The following is an 18132-nucleotide window of genomic DNA, read 5'->3' on the forward strand; positions in this document are numbered from 1 at the left end:
CTGTCCCCGGCATGAGCATGGAAATCACCGCCTGGTCCCAGTTGCACAGCGTCATGAATGCCCAGCAGGCACGCCGGCCCCTGGCCCGCGCGACACTGCGCAGAATCACCGTCTTCGCCCGCCCGCACCGCCGCCGGATCACCCAATTCGTACTGCTCGGTGTGGTGACCGCGCTCCTCGCCGTGGCCACTCCGGTCCTCGCGGGGCAAGTTGTCGACGCGATCGTGTCGGGCGGCGAGGCCGGCACGGTCGTACGCCTCGCCGTATTGATCGCTCTGATCGCGCTCGCCGAGGCAGCACTTGGGCTGGTGAGCCGCTGGCTCTCCGCGATCCTCGGCGAAGGGCTCATCCTTGATTTGCGCACCACCGTCTTCGACCATGTGCAGCGCATGCCGGTCGCGTTCTTCACCCGCACCCGCACCGGCGCGCTCGTCAGTCGGCTCAACAATGATGTGATCGGCGCCCAACGAGCCTTCAGCAACACCCTTTCCGGCGTGGTGAGCAACATCGTGACCGTTCTGCTCACGCTGGCCGTGATGCTCACCCTGTCATGGCAGATCACCCTGCTCGCGCTGCTGCTGCTCCCGGTGTTCGTGGTGCCCGCCCGGTGGATGGGCAGCCGCATGGCCCGCCTCCAGCGCGAGGCGGCCGATCTCAACGCGGCCATGGGCACCCGGATGACCGAACGCTTCTCCGCCCCCGGCGCCACCTTGATCAAGCTGTTCGGACGACCCGAGGAAGAGTCGACCGAATTCGCCGTCCGGGCCCGGCGGGTGCGGGACGTCGGAGTGCGCACCGCCATGGCGCAGTCCGCGTTCATCACCGCACTGACCCTGGTCTCGGCCCTCGCACTCGCTCTCGTCTACGGCCTGGGCGGCTGGTTCGCCCTGCGCGGCACCCTGGAACCCGGCGCCGTGGTCGCCCTCGCACTTCTCCTGACCCGCCTGTACGCCCCACTGACCTCCCTCGCCGGAGCGCGCGTCGAAATCATGAGCGCTCTGGTGAGCTTCGAGCGCGTCTTCGAGGTAATCGATCTCAAACCGCTGATCGAAGAATCACCCAAGGCCCGCGCGGTGCCGGACGGACCGGTGTCCGTGGAGTTCGACAATGTGCGCTTCGCCTACCCGTCCGCCGACAAGGTCTCCCTCGCCTCCTTGGAGGAGGTGGCCTCCCTGGACACGCGCGGCGGCGCCGAGGTCCTGCACGGTGTCTCCTTCCGCGTGGAAGCCGGGTGGACCGTCGCCCTCGTCGGCTCCTCCGGCGCCGGGAAGTCGACCATCGCCGCACTGCTGCCCCGCTTGTACGACACCGACGACGGCGCCGTCCGTATCGGCGGGGTCGACGTGCGCGACCTGAGCGCCCGCTCGCTGCGCGAAACGCTCGGCATGGTCACCCAGGACGGGCACCTCTTCCACGACACGGTCCGCGCCAACCTGCTGCTCGCCCGGCCGGACGCCACCGACGACGCATTGTGGGACGTGCTGCGCCGCGCCCGCCTCGAATCGCTCGTCCGCTCGCTGCCCGACGGACTCGACACGGTTGTGGGGGAGCGTGGCTACCGTCTCTCGGGCGGCGAACGCCAGCGCATGACCATCGCGCGCCTGCTGCTGGCCCGCCAGCGCGTGGTCATTCTCGACGAGGCCACCGCCCACCTGGACAACACTTCCGAGGCGGCCGTCCAGGAGGCGCTCACCGAGGCGCTGGAGGGACGCACCGCCGTGGTGATCGCCCACCGCCTGTCCACCGTGCGCGCCGCGGATCTCATCCTCGTCGTCGAGGACGGCCAGATCGTGGAGCGCGGAACGCATGATCAATTGATCGCAGCGGATGGGCGGTACGCGGAGCTGTACCGAACACAGTTCAAGGAACCGTTTCAGGTCGACACAGCGGCATAGGGGCCACAGAACCGATCACCTCATGGCAGTGGCCCTGAATCTCCTGGTACTACAGAGCCGACTCATCGACCCGCTCGGCGAGGATGACCGTCCGACGGCCACCGTCGATCATCTCGCCGAGTGCGGGCCAAGACCGTTCCGAATCGGGATCCGGGGTACGCACCAGACAGACCTCGGCGGCCGTCAGTCGCGCGAGTCGGCCTCCGCCGCCTTCTCGGCGTCCCGCTGCTTCAGCCGCGCCGCCTCCTGGCGTACCTCCGCCTGCGTGGCCCGCTCCTTCTCCAGCCATTCGGGAGACTCCTGCCTCAGCGCTTCGATCTGCTCGCTTGTGAGCGGTTCGGTCACGCCCCCGCGCGCAAGACCGGCGATGGAGACACCGAGCCTGGCCGCGACCACCGGACGGGGGTGCGGGCCGTTCTGGCGCAGCTCGCGCAGCCACTCGGGCGGATCGGCCTGGAGCCGGCTCAGTTCGGCGCGCGAGACTTCACCCTCCTGGAAAGCTGCGGGGGTGGCCGGGAGATACACGCCCAACTTCTTCGCCGCGGTCGCGGGCTTCATCATCTGGGCGCTCTGGTGCGACTTCATGCTGTCCAGACTATCCGCCGGAAAGGAGGCATCCGGCCGCGGCCGGTAGCCTGGCGAGGTGACAGGCTCCGAAGCACCCCCCGCGTTCCGGCTCGCGTACGTTCCCGGGACGACCCCCGGCAAGTGGGTGCGGATCTGGAACGAGCGCCTGCCCGACACGCCCCTCACCCTCCTCGCGATGTCGGCCGCGGAAGCGTTCGAGGCGCTGCACGAGGGGCGAGCGGACGCCGGGATCGTTCGGCTGCCCGTTGATCGAACGATCTTCAGCGCCATCCCGCTCTACACCGAGACGACCGTCGTTGTGGTTCCCAAGGACCATGTGATCACCGCGGCCGACGAGGTCACGATCGCCGATCTCGTCGACGATGTGGTCTTCCATTCCCTCGATGACGTGCTCGACTGGCCCGAGCCACCCGGTAAGCCCGCGATCGAACGCCCCGTGACCACGGAGGATGCCATCGAACTGGTGGCAGCCGGCGTGGGCCTGCTGATCGTTCCGCAGTCGCTCGCCCGTCTGCATCACCGCAAGGACCTCACCTACCGCCCGCTCGTGGACGCCCCGCAGTCCGGCGTCGCTCTCTCCTGGCCGGAGAACGCCACAACCGAACTGGTCGAGGACTTCATCGGCATCGTGCGCGGCCGAACGGTCAACAGCACTCGTGGCAGGGCCAAACCCGAAACACAGCCGGGGGCGAAGCCTGGCGAGGGCAGCGGGGTAGGACGGCGTGGGACGGGCGCGGGCAAGAAGGCCACAGGTGCCAAGAAGCCGACGAACACGCGGACGCGTGGCGGTTCGAGCACCGGATCCAAGCACAGCCGCCCCCGCCGCCGCTCCTAGCGTCGCCGGTCGTCCCTCGATACGAACCTCGCCCCGAAGCTCGCTCAGCCCGAGCAACCGGTAGGCAACGGCTCAGACCGCCGGAAACGATCGTTCAAGCCAGTCATAGGCGATCCGCGCGGTGAACTCCGTCTGCCCGCCCCGCAGCAGCAACCCGGCCGTCGCGAACTCCGGCGCGTTCGCCTGAGCGGCGACGTACGGAATCGCAATGCACATCATCCCCGCGGCATGGGCGGCTGCCGCACCAGGAGCAGCGTCCTCCAGCACCACACAATCACCCGGGCTCAGGCCCAGCCTGCGGGCGGCCTCCAGGAAGACATCGGGCGCGGGCTTCCCGCGGTCGACCTCTTCGGCGGAGACCACCGTGTGCAGATGGGCGTCCAGACCGGTGCCGGCCAGCACCGCCTTGATCGCATCGATCGAGGAGCCCGAGGCCACTGCCATGGGAACGCCGTCGGACGCCAGCAGCTCGATGAACGCACGCATCTCGGGGTACGCGCGCGTGGAGGTCCGGGCGATTTCGAGGTACACACGGTTCTTGTCGGCGAGCAGTTCGTCCACGGAGGCCGCCAGGCGGTACCGCCGCTTCCAGTCGGTGACTGTCTCCAAGGTGCTGATACCGACATATTTCTCGTGTTCGCCCCAGGAGAAGTCGGGTACGCCGTGATCGGCGAGCACCCGGCGGCCGGCTTCGTAGTAGTTCGGCTCGCTGTCCACGAGCGTTCCGTCGAGGTCGAAGATGACCGAGAAGGCGCCAAGGTTACTCATGCGTTCCAGCATGCCAAGGGGGAAAGCGGCGCCGGGCTCCAGGTGATCGTTCCGCGGCTGACTCGCGCCCACCGAAGACCTGAGCCACTGATCACTTGCTCACCGAGCGACCGATCGATTCGACCAGTGGCAGCAACCTATGCGGCACTCTCTCCCGCAGCGCCACCTCGGTGCGGGTACGGACGACTCCGGGCAAACTGATCAGCTTCTGGATCACATCCTCCAGATGCGCGTTGTCGCGTGCCACGACCCGAGTGAGCAGATCGCCGCCGCCGGTGATCGAATACGCCTCGACGATCTCGGGGACGGACGCCACCCCGTCCCCCACTTCGTCCAGGTGCCCCTGGGTGACCTCGATGTGTACAAAGGCAAGCACCGGATGACCGAGAGCGGCCGGCGAGAGGCTCGGGCTGATGCCGGTGATCACTCCCTCCCGTTCCAGCCGATCGAGCCGTGCTTGAAGCGTGCCGCGGGCGATCCCCAGGATCCTGGCGTACTCGCGCACGCTCGTGCGCGGCTGATCCAGCAGCAACCGCAGAATGCGGGTGTCCAACTCGTCCACGGCCATGACGCCGGCCCTCCCTCATGATTCTTGGTGATTGTCGACGACCGAAGCGATCGCGCCGAAAGCTGGTCCGCGCGTCGGGCCACCCCTTGTGGTCCGTTGGCCCTCCCATGGACGAGCGCCAAGGCCATCTCCTGGACCAATGGCACAGCCGGAGGGACGCCATTTGAGCCAGTGACGCACATGATGCTCTCATGGTGCTGTCGATGGCGCTACGGACCCCCGCGGCGCCTTTGTCATGCGTGATCGCTCGAAGCGGGACGCGCGGAGGCGATATCCACGTTCGTTGTCCGTGTTCGTTCGATCCAGTTGGCCAAGGGGGCGCAGAGCAATGCTGAAGAGAGCATTTGTCGCTCCCGACCCGGGCCGGGTGCGACTGCGTTTCGCGGCGCGGGCAGTACTCGGCGTCGGCCTGGCCGTCCTCGCCTGCGGCCTTGCCGGACACGCCCTCATCGGTGCCCTGACCGGCGGCCTAGCCGCACTGCTCGCCCTCTTCACTGTCACCGATCCCATCATGCGTGAGCAAACGATCACGACCGCGCTGCTTCCGGCCGTAGGACTGCCCGTGCTCGCCGTCGCGGCCGGACTGCACGACCAGCCCGTGGCACGCGACCTCGTCTTCCTCGCAGTGGTCGGCGCCGGCGTCTACGCGCGCCGCTGGGGCCCGCGTGGACACAGCCTCGGCGTGTTCGCCTTCATGACCTACTTCGCCGCCCAGTTCCTGCACGCCACCCCCGCCCAACTGTCCGAGCTGTACGCCGCCATGGCGCTGTCCGTGCTGGTTGCGGCGGCCGTACGTTTCGGCCTGTGGCGCTACGAACGCCACCTGCCGCCGACCTTGGCCCCCGCTCCGCTCGACGGCTTTGGCCTCGGCCGTATCACCACCCGCCAGGCCGTCCAGGCCACAGCCGGCGCGGGCTTCGCTCTGGTCGTGGGACACCTGGTGTCGGGGGAGCGCTGGTACTGGGCGGTCGGCGCCACCTGGTGGGTCTTCGTGAACACCACCTCGCGCGGTGAGACGCTCGTGCGCAGCTTCCGGCGTGTCCTGGGCACGGTGCTCGGTATCGGACTCGGCCTGCTGATCGTTCTCCCGCTGCACACCGCGGCGGTACCGGTGGCCGTTCTGCTCGCCGTGTGCGTCTTCGGGATCTTCTACACGGCCGCGGTGTCGTACACCTGGATGATGCTCAGCGTGACGCTGCTGGCCTCCTTGCTCTACGGGCTGCTGGGCGTCCTCGATCCGGCCCTGCTGGCGCTGCGGCTCGCCGAGACGGGCGTGGGCGCGCTGGGTGCCGTTCTCGCGGTGCTGTTCGTTCTGCCGGTGACCACGCACGCCGTCACCGATGCCTGGATCCAGCGTGCGCTTCGCGGTGTGCACACCTGCACCGCGCAGGCCGCCGCGCGGCTCGCCGGAGACCCGGACGCCGACCCGGCACCATGCGTCGCCGAGCTGGAGGGGTTCCTGGGCCGGGTACGACTCGCCGTCGCCCCGCTCGTACACCCGCTGAACCCGATGCGTGGCCGCAAACGCAGGGCCCTGCGTGTTCTCGACCTGCTCGACGAGTGCGCGCGCGAGATCCGCGGCCTCGTCGCCGTCGCCGCAGACCCGCAGGCTGCCCACGACGCCCGCCTGGCAGCCGCCTGCTGGCGCGTGGAGACCGCCGTGGAGGCACTGACCGGGCGGCCGGGCGACCCGCGCACCTCGCCGCCCGAGCCGCTCACAGACGCGCCCGCCCTCGTCCATTTGCATGGCCTGGAACGCGCCCTCGCCGAACTCGCCACGCCCCTGCGCGCGCCTTCCGGTTCGCCCCTGGTCGGCGCCTGATCGAACGATCGGAACGAATGCTCAGCCGGAGCGTTCAAAGCGATCGCTGAAAGCGATCATTGAGAGTGAACGTTCAGAGTGAGCGAACATTCAGAGATGACCCACCCTTGGTCTAGACCGCCGTAGATCGACTGCTACCGTCACCCCGGACGGCACAGCCACCGAGAGGGGACAGCGGTGACATACGGCGGCAGAGGGCAACGGGCGTTCATCGGGTCGTTCACGGCGGCCGGCGGGCCCGGCGTGGTGACGGCGTCCGTGGATCCGCGAGACGGCGCGCTCACCGTGCTCAGCGGCCTGGACGGTGTCCCCGATCCCTCGTATCTCGCCCTCTCGCCCTCGGGCGGCATGCTCTACGCGGTCAGCGAGACCGCGGAGGGCGCGGTGGCCGCGTACCGCGTCGACGGGGACAGTCCTGAGCCCGCAGGCCAGCCGGTTCCCGTCGGCGGAAACGGCCCCACCCACCTCACCGTGCACGCGGGCCACGTCCTGACCGCCAACTACGGCTCCGGCAGCGTCAGCGCGATCCCCCTGCGTCCGGACAGCACCCTCGCACCGGCCGCCTCCGATGTGTTCGCGCACTACGGCGCGGGCCCGCACACCCCCCGCCAGCAAGGTCCGCACGCCCACCAGGTGCAGCCCGACCCCAGCGGTCGATGGGCCGTGAGCGTCGACCTCGGCACGGACTCCGTACGCGTGTGCACCCTCACCGGGGGCCGTCTCGCCCTGCACCGCGAGATCGCGCTCCGCCCGGGTTCCGGCCCGCGCCACCTCGCCTTCCACCCGGACGGCACGTACGCCTACATCGTGAACGAACTGACGCCCACGATCACCGTCTGCCGTTGGGACGCCGCTGACGGCTTGCTCAAGCCGCTGTCCGAGGTGCGACTGTTGCCCGGCTCGCCGGACGGCGACGCCTACCCGTCAGGGATCGTCGCCTCGCCCGACGGGCGGTTCGTGTGGGCCGCCACGCGAGGTGAGGACGTACTGTCCGTGCTCGCCGTCGACGGAGACGCACTCCGGCTGGTCGGGACGGTCCCGTGCGGCGGCCACTGGCCACGCGCGATCACCGCGTCGGGTGGTCACCTGTACGTGGCCAACGAACGCTCCGGCGACGTCACCTGGTTCGCCCTGGACCCCGCCACCGGCCTGCCGAGCCGCGCCGGATCCATCAGGGTCCCGGCCGCGTCCTGCGTGATCTTCGAATAGGCCCGCAGACAGGGGCGTGCCGACCGCGCTCAGCGACATGGACGGCGCCCCCTGCCCCACCGATCGCCGACCTGCCCCCTGCGACCGTCGGCCGACCGTCCACCCCCACCCCTACCGACACGCCCGGCGCGCCAGCCCAGCACGCCCCCGTGCAGCACCGACACGCCCGAGCGTCCACCCGGCCCTCCAAATACCCACCGACACGCCGCACCATCATCACCATCGCAGCCTCGCGCGCACACCGAAGGGCCCGCTCCCACAAGAGGAGCGGGCCCGACGACCATCGATGGACAGCCACAGGCGACACGGCTGGCGACGCGACACGCCGTCAGCGCACCCTGCTCACCGCACCGGCGCGCCCTGCGCGTGCTGCGGCGCGATGCCCAGCGCCATCATGTACTTGGCGAGCGCCAGCTTGCCGATCGCCGGGTACGGGCCGAGTGCCTCGGCAGCGGCGCAGCCCGCCTCCTCCGCGGCGGCCTGGACGAGCGCGGGGTCGATCTCCGGGCCGATCAGATAGGGCGCCAGCGCCAGTTGCTGCGAGCCCGAGGAGAGCAACTGCTCCGCGATCGCCGCGATCGAGCCCTCCTCGTCGAGGGCGGCGGCCATCACCGGCACGGCGAGCCGCGCGGCCAGCAGCATGCCCGTGATCCCGGCGGCCTGCACGGCCTCCTCGCCGCCCACGGACGCCAGGATGATGCCGTCCGCGGCGGTCGCCACGGTGAACAGCCGGGCACGGTCGGCACGGGCCAGCCCGGCCTCCGACAGCCGTACGTGCAGCGCCTCGGCGAGCAGCGGGTGCGGGCCCAGCACATCGGTCAGGTCCGCGGCGACCTTGCTGTCCATCACGGCCTGGCGGACCCGCCGCAGCAGCGCGTTGTCCGGACCGGCCAGCAGCGGCACGACGACCGCGACCGGACCCTCGGGCTCCTTGACCTCCAGGCCGGCGGCCACCGCCTGCTCGTAGCGGGCCGTGCGCTCCTCGGCGGCATGCGCCAGCACGGCCTTCAGCGACGCGAACTCCGTGTCGTCGCCGTCCAGGTATCCGATCCGGGCGTCCAGGCCGGGCAGCTCGGACCGGGCGATACTGACGATCTCCTCGGCGATGCCGCGCGTTGCGGAGCCCGGTGTTCCGGGGACCGCGAGGACGAGAGCGGGTGCGCCCTCGGGAGCCGCGAGCGGCTCGGGGCGGCGGTGCCGTCCCGGCTGGCGCGGGCGCGGCATTCGTACGGGGAGCCCGGACGCGGGCCCAGTTGAGGAGGAGCTCATGGCGCCGCATGTTACTGGTTTCCTGGGCTCCCCTGTTCGGGGAGGGTGCAGGTGAGCGGTATCCGTCCGGTTTTGTCTGATGAGTTACGTACGGATCAGAACTGGGCGTCGCTGGCTCGTCCGGACGTGCGCGTGACCGACAGCATGTTCTTGTCGTACGGGAAGGTCAGGGCGCCGATGGCCAGACCGGCGGCCAGGGTCACGGCACCGTGCAGCGGATCGCCCTCGGCGGGCACCAGCGGCGCGTGCGGCAGCTGACGTGCCAACTCGGTCTCCAGCGGCCCGAGCAGCGGCGGTCCCATTTTGAACAGGCCCCCGGTGAGCGCCACCCGGACGTCGCCAGAGGCGGGGCAGACGGTCGCCGCGGAGTCGGCGATGTGCCGTGCCGCGGCCCGCAGGACGGCCGCCGCGACCGGGTCCTCGTCCGCGCAGGCGGCGACATGGGGCGCGAACGACGCCAGTACGGCGGTCCGGTCCGGGCGCGGATACAACCGCCCGGGCAGCTCGGACAGCGGACCGAACTCGTCCTCCGCGCGGTTCATCAGCGGTACCGAGCCGCCCGCGCGACCGTCGTACGCGCGCAGCGCCGCCTGAAGCCCCGCCTGCCCGATCCACGCCCCGCCGCCGCAGTCGCCCAGCAGATGACCCCAGCCGTCCGCCCGCCGCCACCTCGACAGATCCGTGCCGAGGGCGATCAGACCGGTTCCGCCCGCCACCACCGCACCCGGACGCGCCCCGAGCGCACCGGCGTACGCGATGACGGCGTCGGCGGCCAGCGCGAGGGTCTCCGTTGCGAACTCCCGGTGCAGGGCGGCGGGCAGTTCGGCGCGCAGCGCGTCACCGAGCGTGCCGAGGCCGGCGGCGCCGACAGCCGCCGTACACAGGACATGGAGCCCTGTCTCCTCGGCCAGTGAGCGGACCATCGGCACCAGTTGGCCCAGCAGATGATCCGGGTCGATACCGCGCGGGCCGGTGCGGACGGGCTCGGCGGAGGACCGCTGGGCGAGAGCGCCCCTCGCCGCCGTACCGACGGCCGCGCGCAGGCCCGAGCCGCCCGAGTCGACGGCGAGGATGCCCGCGGCGTGGGCCGGGGAGTCCTCGCCGGTGGTCACGGCAGGCGCCAGTCGACCGGCTGGCCGCCCTGGGAGATCAGCATGTCGTTGACACGGCTGAACGGACGCGAGCCGAAGAAGCCCCGGTCTGCGGACATCGGCGACGGATGCGCCGACTCCACGGCGGGCAGCTGCCCCAGCAGCGGACGCAGATTGCGCGCGTCCCGGCCCCACAGGACCGACACCAGCGGCTTGCCCCGCGCGGCGAGCGCGCGGATCGCCTGCTCGGTGACCTCCTCCCAGCCCTGGCCGCGATGGGCGCCCGGCTTGCGCGGGGCGGTGGTCAGCGCTCTGTTGAGCAGCAGCACGCCCTGCTGGGTCCAGGGCGTCAGATCGCCGTTGGACGGCTGCGGCAGTCCCAGATCGGCGTGCAGCTCGCGGAAGATGTTGATCAGGCTGCCGGGCAGCGGTCGTACGTCCGGAGCCACCGAGAAGGACAGACCCACCGCGTGTCCCGGTGTGGGATAGGGGTCCTGCCCGACGATCAGCACGCGTACGTCGTCGAAGGGCTGCTGGAAGGCGCGCAGGACGTTGGGCCCGGCCGGAAGGTACGTGCGCCCGGCGGCGATCTCCGCGCGGAGGAAGTCGCCCATCTGGGCGATCCGCCCGGCGACGGGTTCCAGGGCCTTCGCCCAGCCTGCTTCGACGATTTCATGCAAGGGTCGTGGTGCCACGGTGTCACCCTACTGCCGTACACCGCGCGGTGATCAACCGATGGCCAAGACCGGCTCGCCACCCTCCTCATCTGCCCGCGCCTCACACCTCCCACCTGCCCGTGCCTCCCACTGACCCTGGGCTCACGCCACGACCGCCGCCCGCACGCACAGCACGTCCGGCAGGTGGGACGCCAACTGCCGCCAGCTGTCGCCGTCGTCGGCCGACGCGAACACCTCTCCGTTGCGATTGCCGAAATACACGCCCGCCGGGTCGGCGTCGTCCGTGCACAGCGCGTCGCGCAGGACCGTGCCGTAGTGGTCCTCCTGCGGCAGCCCCGCCGTCAGCGGCTCCCAGCTCCGCCCGGCGTCCGGCGTGCGGAACACCCGGCAGCGCCGGCCGGCGGGCACCCGGTCGGCGTCCGCGGTGATGGGGAAGACATACGCCGTGCCGCCGCGGCTCGGATGAGTGGCGGCGGCGAAGCCGAAGGTGGACGGCAGGCCCTCGCCGATGTCGGTCCAGCGGGCGCCCGCGTCGTCCGTGCGGTAGACGCCCCAGTGGTTCTGGAGATACATCCGGTCGGGGTCTGCGGAATCCTTGGCGATCTTGTGCACACACTGGCCGAACTCCGGGTTCGGGTCGGGCAGGAACACCGCCGAGACACCGGAGTTGGCGGGCGCCCAGCTCGCGCCGCCGTCCGTGGTGCGGAACACGCCTGCCGTGGACACGGCGACCGTCACGGCCCGCGGATCACGCGCGTCGGTGATCACCGTGTGTAGCCCCTCGCCGCCGCCACCCGGCACCCACTTCGCGCGCGTGGGGTGCTCCCACAGCGGACGGACCAGGTCGAACGTCTCACCGCGGTCCTCCGAGCGGTACAGCGCCGCCGGTTCCGTGCCCGCGTACACCACGTCCGCCTCGGCCGCCGCGGGGTGCAACTGCCACACCCGCTCCAGCGAAGCGTCCGTGTCCTTGGGGAACTTCACGGGCGGGCGGGCCGGTTCGGTCCAGGTCCGGCCCAGGTCGTCGGAGTGGAACACCGACGGCCCCCAGTGCGAGCTGTCCCCGCCGGCCAGCAGCCGCGGCGTCTCGCCCCGCATGTCGATGGCGACCGAGTACACGGCCTGCGCGTTGAAATACGGACTCTCGTCGAACTCCCAGGAGCCACCGCGCCGGCGCCCGATGAACAGGCCCTTGCGCGTCCCCACGGCGAGTAGTACTTCGGTCATGCCGATCACCTCCGCGACGTCGTTGTCCCAGACACCGGCCAGTCTGCACCCCAGCACTGACAATCTCCCTCGGGAACGACGTCTGTGCAGGTCAGAGCCGTCACGTCGTACGACGGGACGGGCGGACGCCACACTCCGGACCGGGGCGGCCGGGCCTGCGCCAACCGCATGGAACACGCCATCCCCCGGCCGGTGCCCTGACCATCCGGCCGCCGATGCGCGTAGGGGGGAGGGTCGCGGATGCCTCGCGCGCGCAGGGGACGAGGGCCGACGCGGGCGAGGGTGGCGAGGCCGGGCTCGGATGCCTCGCGCGCGCAGGGGACGAGGCCTCGCGTTCGAGGGCGGCTATGCGGTCGAGGACGGATACCCGCGCGCGGAGGGGACGAGGAGGAAGCCGTCGATTGGCGATCCCGGGTCGGAAGGTGTGGCTGTGGCGCTGGCGGCGCAATCCGCTCACGGGGCGCTCGGACGCGGTGGAGGCATGCGTTCTGCTCGCCCGTGGGCTGGCCGCCCTGGTCCGCGGGCTCGCCGGACTGGATCACCGCCCGCTCCGTCGAGAACTCGCTGGTCCGCGAGCGCGTGGAGCGACGCCCGATCACCGCGCTGCTGACCGAGGGCGCGCCCGGCATGCCCTCCCGCGCGAGCGGCGAACAGGTCTGGGCCCGCATGACGTGGACGGCGCCGGACGGCTCTGCCCGCGCCGGGCAGGCCCGCGTCGTGCCGGGCAGCCGCGCGGGTGGCGAGATCACCGTCTGGACCGACCGCGCGGGCCGCCTGGTCACCGAACCCGCCACCGTCACCCAGGCCCGCGTCCGCGCGTCCCTGGTCGGCAGCATGACCGGGGCGACCGCGGCCATGCTGCCGACCGCCGCGGGCAGCATGCTCCGCGGACGCCTGGAGCGGCAGCGCTTGGACCCGTGGGAGCCGGACTGGGCCCGCTTCTACGCGCTCCGATGGCGGCAGACGGGATGACGCGCGCCCTAGACGTCCCCTTGCGTGCCCCGCACCACCTCGCGGCAGAGTCTCAGCAACCGCTCGTCCTTGGGGATGTCATCGCTGCCGTGGCCCCCTTCCCGAGCCAAATGCCGCCGTCCCGAAGCGAGTTCCGCCTCCATGAGGTCCCGCAAGGGTGCGGCGGCCGACCCCATCTCGCACACGTGCTCGGCGATCTGGACGCGCGGGTACGGGCTCTCCGTCCAGGCGGAACGCAGTGCGGGAAGGACCGGCTCCGGGTCCGCCTCGATGCGCCAGAGCGCGTACGCCGCCGCCGTGCGCTCCCACACCGAGCCGGACCCCGCCATACGCCGCAGCCTGCGCAGCGCGGGACGGGCAGACGGCCCCAGCCCGGCCATTTCCTCCGCCGCCGCGGTCCGTCGGTACGGGTCCTTGCCCGCCAACTCCCGCCGCAGCACCGGAAGTACGGCAGCGGCGTCGCCCTCGATCGACCACAGCGCGCCCGCGGCGGCGATGCCGGACCCGCCGCCGAGCAAACCGCGCAGCACGGGAACTGCTTCCCGCGCGGTGGCCCCGAACGCCCCCAAGGCGCGGAGCGCCGCCCGCGCGACCAATCCGCTCGGTTCCTCCTCCGAGCGGCTCAGCAGCCGCAACGCCTCCGGTACGACACCCTCGTCGCGGAGTTCGGTGAGAGCCCTCAGCAGCGGCAGCGCGCGGCTGACGGCGGTGGGGGAGTCCGGGGCGACGGCGGCGAGTTCGCGCAGCAGCGCGGGCGCGAGCGGGGCCGCGTGCCGGCCGAGCGGGACGACCACGACGCCGAGGTCGTCCGGGACGGTGGCCCCGGCGAGGACCTCGGCGAGGAGCGGCACCGCGCGCGGGTCGCCGCTCCTGGCGAGCGCCTTGAGCAGACCACCCAAGGTGGGCGCCCCACGCTCCCAGCGCCGCACCCACAGGTCCGGGCGGGCCCTCGCCAAATCGTGCAGCGCGTCCGCGGCGGGCGCGGCCAGCTCATGGAGATCACCCAGGACGGACACCGCCGCGTCCCTCAGTCCGCCTTCCTCCGCCCCCAGTTGCGCCCCTATGAGCGCCGCGGGCCCGGCGTAGTCGCCCCGCCACGCGCGGAACAGCCCCGCCGACATCCACACCGCGTTGCACCGGTCCGAGGTGCCCGGACTCGTCAACTGCCCGTTCAGGAGCGCGATCCGCTCCTGCACACGGCCGCCGAGCGCCGAATGAAGCGTCCGCAGCAACTGCGAGCCCTCTTCGTCCGACGGCCGCAGCCGCCGGAAATGCCTTGCCAGCGTGTCCGTGACGGCATGAGGTGGCTCACTCGGCCGCTGTCCCGTCGACCGCTCCCGGAGCAGCCCTACGGCCGTGGCGACCAGGTTCTCCGGAAGGCGCTCGGGTGCTCGCGCCGCGAGCTGGCCGAGCGCGGCCAGCCGCAGCGCGGGCCCGTTCGGCGGCGCGCTCTGCACGGCCAGGATGTCCAGCGCCGGGCCGGAGTACGCGGGATGCCGACGGGCGAACATCCCCAGGCCCTCGGCCAGCGCGATCAGGACCTGGTCCTCGCGCTCCCGCTCGATGCGATCCCGCAACAGGGCCAGTACGCGCGCCGGTTCGTCGAGGAATCCGACCACCGCGCGGGGCACCACCCGGCGTACTCCCGCGTCGGCGTCCCCGGCGAGGCGCGCGAAAACCGGCGCACCTGCGCGCACCGCGTCATGAGCCCGCGCGTGCAGCTCTTCGGCCGGGCCGGACACCGCTGCGGCGCCGTTCGCGTCGTCGGTGTCACCGGAGTCGTCCGCCCCGCCCCCGATGCTCACCAGCAACTCGACGATCCCGGCCCGGTCCTGGCCCGTCTCGCGCGCGGCCAGGGTGAGCAGAAACGGAACGCACGCGAGCGTCGAGTCGTACACGCTGCCCTGGTGGTGCACCGCGCCGTACATCCCGTCGAGCGCGGTCTCCCGCTCGGCGGGATCCTCCGAGGCGAGCCCCCGCAGCAGTCCCGGCACGTCCCGCGCGGTGCCGTAGGCATGCCTGAGCGACGCCCAGTCGATGTCGTCGATCCCCGTGAACATCCCGTCCTCCCCCGGGCGCAGCGGTCACACTGCCCTTCCGCTCTGGAGTCTGCACCACGGCACTGACAACGAACCGGAATCCGGCCGGGAGGATATGGGATCTGGGACACGTACGCGGAAGCGCGACGCCGCGGGACGCGCGCGTGCGCGGGGGCGCCCCGCGAACCGTACGGCCGAGCGCCGCGCCATTGCTCACATTCCACACCTTCAAGCCCGGCAGCCCACCCGAGGAGAGCTTCAAGATGATGGCGAGCCGGGCCCCGGAGTCCCCGATGGCACGGGACGCCGCGCCCCGTTCCGAACACTGCCCCCCTGCGGCTGATCAGCCCTGCCCCCGGCTCTACCCGCGTCACTCGCCTTCCGGCAGCGCCCGCGCGAGGATCGCGTCGATGTCGGCCGCGTCCGGGAGTGTGCCGAAGGAGTGCCCCCAGTCGCCACCCAGCCGGGTCGCGCAGAAGGCGTCGGCGACGGCGGGCGGGGCATGGCGGACGAGGAGCGACGCCTGGAGCGTCAGGGCCATCCGCTCGACCAGCCGGCGCGCGCTCGTCGGGGTGGTGGCGGCGAGAAGCTCCTTGAGGCCGGCCACCGTGGCGTCCAGACGGGCGTCCGCGCCGCGTGCGAGAGCCAGCTCGGCGAACAGGGCGTCTGCGGTGCCGGGCTCGCGGCCCAGCGCGCGCAGCACATCGAGCGCGTTGACGTTGCCCGAGCCTTCCCAGATCGACAGCAGGGGCGCCTCGCGGTAGTGCCGGGGCATGCCCGATTCCTCGACATAGCCGTTGCCGCCGAGGCACTCCAGTGCCTCCGCGGTGAACGCTGGGCCGCGCTTGGTCACCCAGTACTTGCCGAGGGCCGTGGCGATCCGCCGGAACCCGCGCTCGGCCTCGTCGCCGCGCACCGCGCGGTCGGCCGCACCCGCCAGCCGCAGCGTGAGCGTCGTCGCGGCCTCCGACTCCAGGGCGAGATCGGCGAGGACATTGCGCATCAAGGGCTGATCCACCAACAGCGCGCCGAAGGCATTGCGGTGACGGACATGGTGGCCCGCCTCGACCAGCGTCTTGCGCATCAGGGTCGCGGTGGCCATCACACAGTCCAGACGTGTGCAATTGACCATTTCGATGATCGTTTTGACGCCCTGGCCCTCCGGTCCGACCAGCCAGGCGATCGTGCCGTCGAACTCGGGCTCGGACGAAGCGTTCGACCGGTTGCCGAGCTTGTCCTTCAGCCGCTGGATACGGAACGGATTGCGCGTGCCGTCCGGCAGCACGCGCGGCACCAGGAAGCACGACAGGCCGTCCGGGGCCTGCGCCAGCACCAGGAACAGATCGCACATCGGCGCTGACGTGAACCACTTGTGCCCGCGCAGGATGTACACGCCCGATTCGGCGGTCGGCGTGGCGATCGTGCTGTTCGTTCGAACATCGGAGCCGCCCTGCTTCTCCGTCATCCCCATCCCCGCGAGCAGCCCGCGTTTCTCGCTCGGCACCCGCAGACCCGGGTCGTACTCCCGGCTGGTCAGCAGCGGCTCGTACACCTTCGCCAGCTCCGGCCGGCGACGCAGCGCCGGGACAGCCGCATAGGTCATCGACGTGGGACAGCTGTGCCCGGCCTCACTGTGCCCCCACACCAGCCCGCCTGCCGTACGGGCGACATGCGCGCCGGAGCGGTCGTCCGCCCAGGGCGCACCCGCGAGCCCCTCCTCCACGGCCACCCGCAGCAGCTGGTGCCAGCTCGGATGGAACTCCACCTCGTCGATCCGGTTGCCGAAACGATCGTGAGTGTGCAGAACGGGCTCATGGCGGTTCGCCAGCTCACCCCACTGCTGAGCCTCCACCCCGCCGGCCCGCCGCCCCAGCCGCCGCAGCTCCGTTTCGGCCCATCCGGCTCCCTCCCGGCGCAGCCCCTCCAGCAGAGCCGCGTCGTCGGACGCGTCGTAGGGAGCGAGCGGCGACGGTTGATTGATCACCTCATGGGTGACGTGCGACTCGCCCGAGAGGAACCTGTCGTGCGCGGATATGGTGGCCATATCACGAGTGTTGCACTATTCCTGCGGATGCAGCAATAGTGCAACATCGGCCGCGCGTAAGGTACGGCCATGCATGTGCAGGTACGCCCATGAACCCGCCCGTCCGCCCCGCCGAGCCCGGCGTCGAGCTGCGCCCGCTGTCCGCGCGGTCGGTCGTGCTGAGCCTGCTGCTCGGGGTGCATCCGCCCGAGCTGCCGGTGCGGGATCTGGTGAGCGCGGTGGCGCCGTTCGGGGTCGGCGGGTCCACCCTGCGAGCGGCGCTCAGCCGGATGGTCGCTGCCGGTGATCTGCGGCGTGCGGGGACCGTGTACGGGCTCAGTGACCGCCTGCTGGAACGACAGCGCCGCCAGGACGAGGCCGCGGAGCCAGGCACGCGCGTGTGGGACGGCGACTGGGAGATGGCCGTCATCACCGCCACCGGCCGCGGCCCAGCCGAACGCGCCGAGCTGCGCGCCCGCCTGACCGCCCTGCGGCTCGCCGAACTCCGCGAAGGTATCTGGCTGCGCCCGGCCAACCTCCTTCGCCCGCTGCCGGCAGATTTCGCCCAGGTCGCCCAGCACTACGCGGCCCGCCCGGAACAGCCCGCGAGCGAACTCGCCGCGAGCCTGTGGCCCCTCGAAGGCTGGGCCGGCACCGCGCAGTCCCTGCTCGCCCATGTGGCGCGAGTGCGTCGTCCGGCGGAGCGGTTCACCGCGTTCGCGGCCGTCGTACGGCACCTGCTGGCCGACCCGGTCCTGCCGCCCGAGCTGCTGCCCGCGGACTGGCCGGGAACGGCCCTGCGGGCCGCGTACGCGGGCTATCGGCGGGAGGTCGGAGGGCTGGTCCACCGGGCGTGAGGCGGCGCGGCCGTACGCGGCACTCCGGTCTCCTCGACGATGATCAGCCTCATGCCGCCGGTCGCGGGGGTGGCATAGCGGGCGAAGGGGCAGTCGCCTGGGACGCGCCCGAGGTCCTTCTGGTGGTGCGAACGCTCGCCGCCGTCGACGGCGGCGAGCATTTGTGTTCGCATTTCGATCTTCCGCTCACCCAGTCCACGACCACGCATCACGTCCGGGCGCTGCGCGAGAACAAAGTGATCAGCAGACGTATCGCAGCACTGCCAAAGGGAACGTCCTAGGTCAGAACGGT

The 18132-nt window shown here is 71.5% G+C and carries 15 protein-coding genes; 6 read left to right on the forward strand and 9 right to left on the reverse strand.

Annotated elements, in window-relative coordinates:
- Window positions 1–11 precede the first annotated feature (11 nt).
- Window positions 12–1895, forward strand: coding sequence for an ABC transporter ATP-binding protein (locus ACFRFC_RS04675; protein ID WP_382683492.1), 1884 nt, complete (start codon window positions 12–14; stop codon window positions 1893–1895).
- Window positions 1896–2078: 183 nt separating this feature from the next.
- Here the strand turns inward: ACFRFC_RS04675 and ACFRFC_RS04680 are convergent, their stop codons facing one another.
- A complete protein-coding gene (locus tag ACFRFC_RS04680; RefSeq protein WP_382683489.1) occupies window positions 2079–2480 on the reverse strand; it encodes a DUF5997 family protein in 402 nt (133 codons plus the stop codon).
- 58 nt (window positions 2481–2538) lie between these two features.
- On the opposite strand from ACFRFC_RS04680, the gene ACFRFC_RS04685 reads away from it, so the two are divergent.
- Window positions 2539–3318 carry a LysR family substrate-binding domain-containing protein gene (locus ACFRFC_RS04685; RefSeq protein ID WP_382683487.1) on the forward strand — a complete coding sequence of 260 codons (780 nt, stop codon included), beginning with the start codon at window positions 2539–2541 and terminating at the stop codon, window positions 3316–3318.
- 72 nt (window positions 3319–3390) lie between these two features.
- On the opposite strand, the gene ACFRFC_RS04690 is transcribed toward ACFRFC_RS04685, so the two are convergent.
- Together ACFRFC_RS04690 and ACFRFC_RS04695 are read right to left on the reverse strand one after the other, a co-directional pair.
- Window positions 3391–4086: an HAD family hydrolase gene (locus ACFRFC_RS04690; protein WP_382683762.1), complete on the reverse strand. Its 696-nt coding sequence runs from the start codon at window positions 4084–4086 to the stop codon at window positions 3391–3393.
- Between the two features lie 91 nt (window positions 4087–4177).
- Window positions 4178–4654 carry an Lrp/AsnC family transcriptional regulator gene (locus ACFRFC_RS04695; RefSeq protein WP_382683484.1) on the reverse strand — a complete coding sequence of 159 codons (477 nt, stop codon included), beginning with the start codon at window positions 4652–4654 and terminating at the stop codon, window positions 4178–4180.
- Between the two features lie 328 nt (window positions 4655–4982).
- Between ACFRFC_RS04695 and ACFRFC_RS04700 the strand changes: the two genes are divergently transcribed.
- Window positions 4983–6476 (forward strand): FUSC family protein, encoded by a 1494-nt coding sequence (locus ACFRFC_RS04700; protein ID WP_382683481.1) that lies wholly within the window; start codon window positions 4983–4985, stop codon window positions 6474–6476.
- A gap of 177 nt (window positions 6477–6653) precedes the next feature.
- Entirely contained in the window at window positions 6654–7685 is a 1032-nt protein-coding gene (locus tag ACFRFC_RS04705; RefSeq protein WP_382683479.1) for a lactonase family protein, read from the forward strand.
- 342 nt (window positions 7686–8027) lie between these two features.
- Here ACFRFC_RS04705 and ACFRFC_RS04710 read toward each other — a convergent pair whose 3' ends face one another.
- The 4 genes from ACFRFC_RS04710 to ACFRFC_RS04725 all read right to left on the reverse strand — a co-directional run bounded on the left by ACFRFC_RS04710 (window position 8028) and on the right by ACFRFC_RS04725 (window position 12006).
- Entirely contained in the window at window positions 8028–8909 is an 882-nt protein-coding gene (locus ACFRFC_RS04710; RefSeq protein WP_382683760.1) for a hypothetical protein, read from the reverse strand.
- 140 nt (window positions 8910–9049) lie between these two features.
- Window positions 9050–10066 carry an N-acetylglucosamine kinase gene (locus ACFRFC_RS04715; protein WP_382683476.1) on the reverse strand — a complete coding sequence of 339 codons (1017 nt, stop codon included), beginning with the start codon at window positions 10064–10066 and terminating at the stop codon, window positions 9050–9052.
- Window positions 10063–10740, reverse strand: a complete 678-nt coding sequence (locus tag ACFRFC_RS04720) for a uracil-DNA glycosylase (RefSeq protein ID WP_382683473.1) — start codon at window positions 10738–10740, stop codon at window positions 10063–10065. The genes ACFRFC_RS04715 and ACFRFC_RS04720 overlap by 4 nt, the downstream gene beginning before the upstream one ends.
- Window positions 10741–10863: 123 nt before the next feature.
- Window positions 10864–12006: a WD40/YVTN/BNR-like repeat-containing protein gene (locus ACFRFC_RS04725; protein WP_382683470.1), complete on the reverse strand. Its 1143-nt coding sequence runs from the start codon at window positions 12004–12006 to the stop codon at window positions 10864–10866.
- 441 nt (window positions 12007–12447) lie between these two features.
- Between ACFRFC_RS04725 and ACFRFC_RS04730 the strand changes: the two genes are divergently transcribed.
- Complete coding sequence (locus ACFRFC_RS04730; protein ID WP_382683467.1) at window positions 12448–12921, forward strand: hypothetical protein; 474 nt, start codon at window positions 12448–12450, stop codon at window positions 12919–12921.
- 8 nt (window positions 12922–12929) lie between these two features.
- On the opposite strand, the gene ACFRFC_RS04735 is transcribed toward ACFRFC_RS04730, so the two are convergent.
- Window positions 12930–14981 carry a HEAT repeat domain-containing protein gene (locus ACFRFC_RS04735; RefSeq protein ID WP_382683465.1) on the reverse strand — a complete coding sequence of 684 codons (2052 nt, stop codon included), beginning with the start codon at window positions 14979–14981 and terminating at the stop codon, window positions 12930–12932.
- A gap of 349 nt (window positions 14982–15330) precedes the next feature.
- Entirely contained in the window at window positions 15331–17004 is a 1674-nt protein-coding gene (locus ACFRFC_RS04740) for a DNA alkylation response protein (protein WP_382683462.1), read from the reverse strand.
- 89 nt (window positions 17005–17093) lie between these two features.
- Here ACFRFC_RS04740 and ACFRFC_RS04745 point away from each other — a divergent pair, with 89 nt between their 5' ends.
- A complete protein-coding gene (locus ACFRFC_RS04745) occupies window positions 17094–17840 on the forward strand; it encodes a PaaX family transcriptional regulator C-terminal domain-containing protein (RefSeq protein WP_382683459.1) in 747 nt (248 codons plus the stop codon).
- Window positions 17841–18132: the final 292 nt, after the last annotated feature.

Origin of the sequence: Streptomyces sp. NPDC056734 (assembly GCF_042790455.1) — a bacterium.
In the GTDB taxonomy this organism is placed as follows: Bacteria; Actinomycetota; Actinomycetes; order Streptomycetales; family Streptomycetaceae; genus Streptomyces.

Bases quoted from the DNA above. Each gene is read 5' to 3' on its own strand.
- ACFRFC_RS04675 (WP_382683492.1), top strand. From the start codon at position 12: ATGAGCATGGAAATCACCGCCTGGTCCCAGTTGCACAGCGTCATGAAT.
- ACFRFC_RS04740 (WP_382683462.1), bottom strand. From the start codon at position 17,004: ATGGCCACCATATCCGCGCACGACAGGTTCCTCTCGGGCGAGTCGCAC.
- ACFRFC_RS04710 (WP_382683760.1), bottom strand. From the start codon at position 8,909: ATGCCGCGCCCGCGCCAGCCGGGACGGCACCGCCGCCCCGAGCCGCTC.
- ACFRFC_RS04745 (WP_382683459.1), top strand. From the start codon at position 17,094: ATGAACCCGCCCGTCCGCCCCGCCGAGCCCGGCGTCGAGCTGCGCCCG.
- ACFRFC_RS04735 (WP_382683465.1), bottom strand. From the start codon at position 14,981: ATGTTCACGGGGATCGACGACATCGACTGGGCGTCGCTCAGGCATGCC.
- ACFRFC_RS04695 (WP_382683484.1), bottom strand. From the start codon at position 4,654: ATGGCCGTGGACGAGTTGGACACCCGCATTCTGCGGTTGCTGCTGGAT.
- ACFRFC_RS04680 (WP_382683489.1), bottom strand. From the start codon at position 2,480: ATGAAGTCGCACCAGAGCGCCCAGATGATGAAGCCCGCGACCGCGGCG.
- ACFRFC_RS04690 (WP_382683762.1), bottom strand. From the start codon at position 4,086: ATGAGTAACCTTGGCGCCTTCTCGGTCATCTTCGACCTCGACGGAACG.
- ACFRFC_RS04700 (WP_382683481.1), top strand. From the start codon at position 4,983: ATGCTGAAGAGAGCATTTGTCGCTCCCGACCCGGGCCGGGTGCGACTG.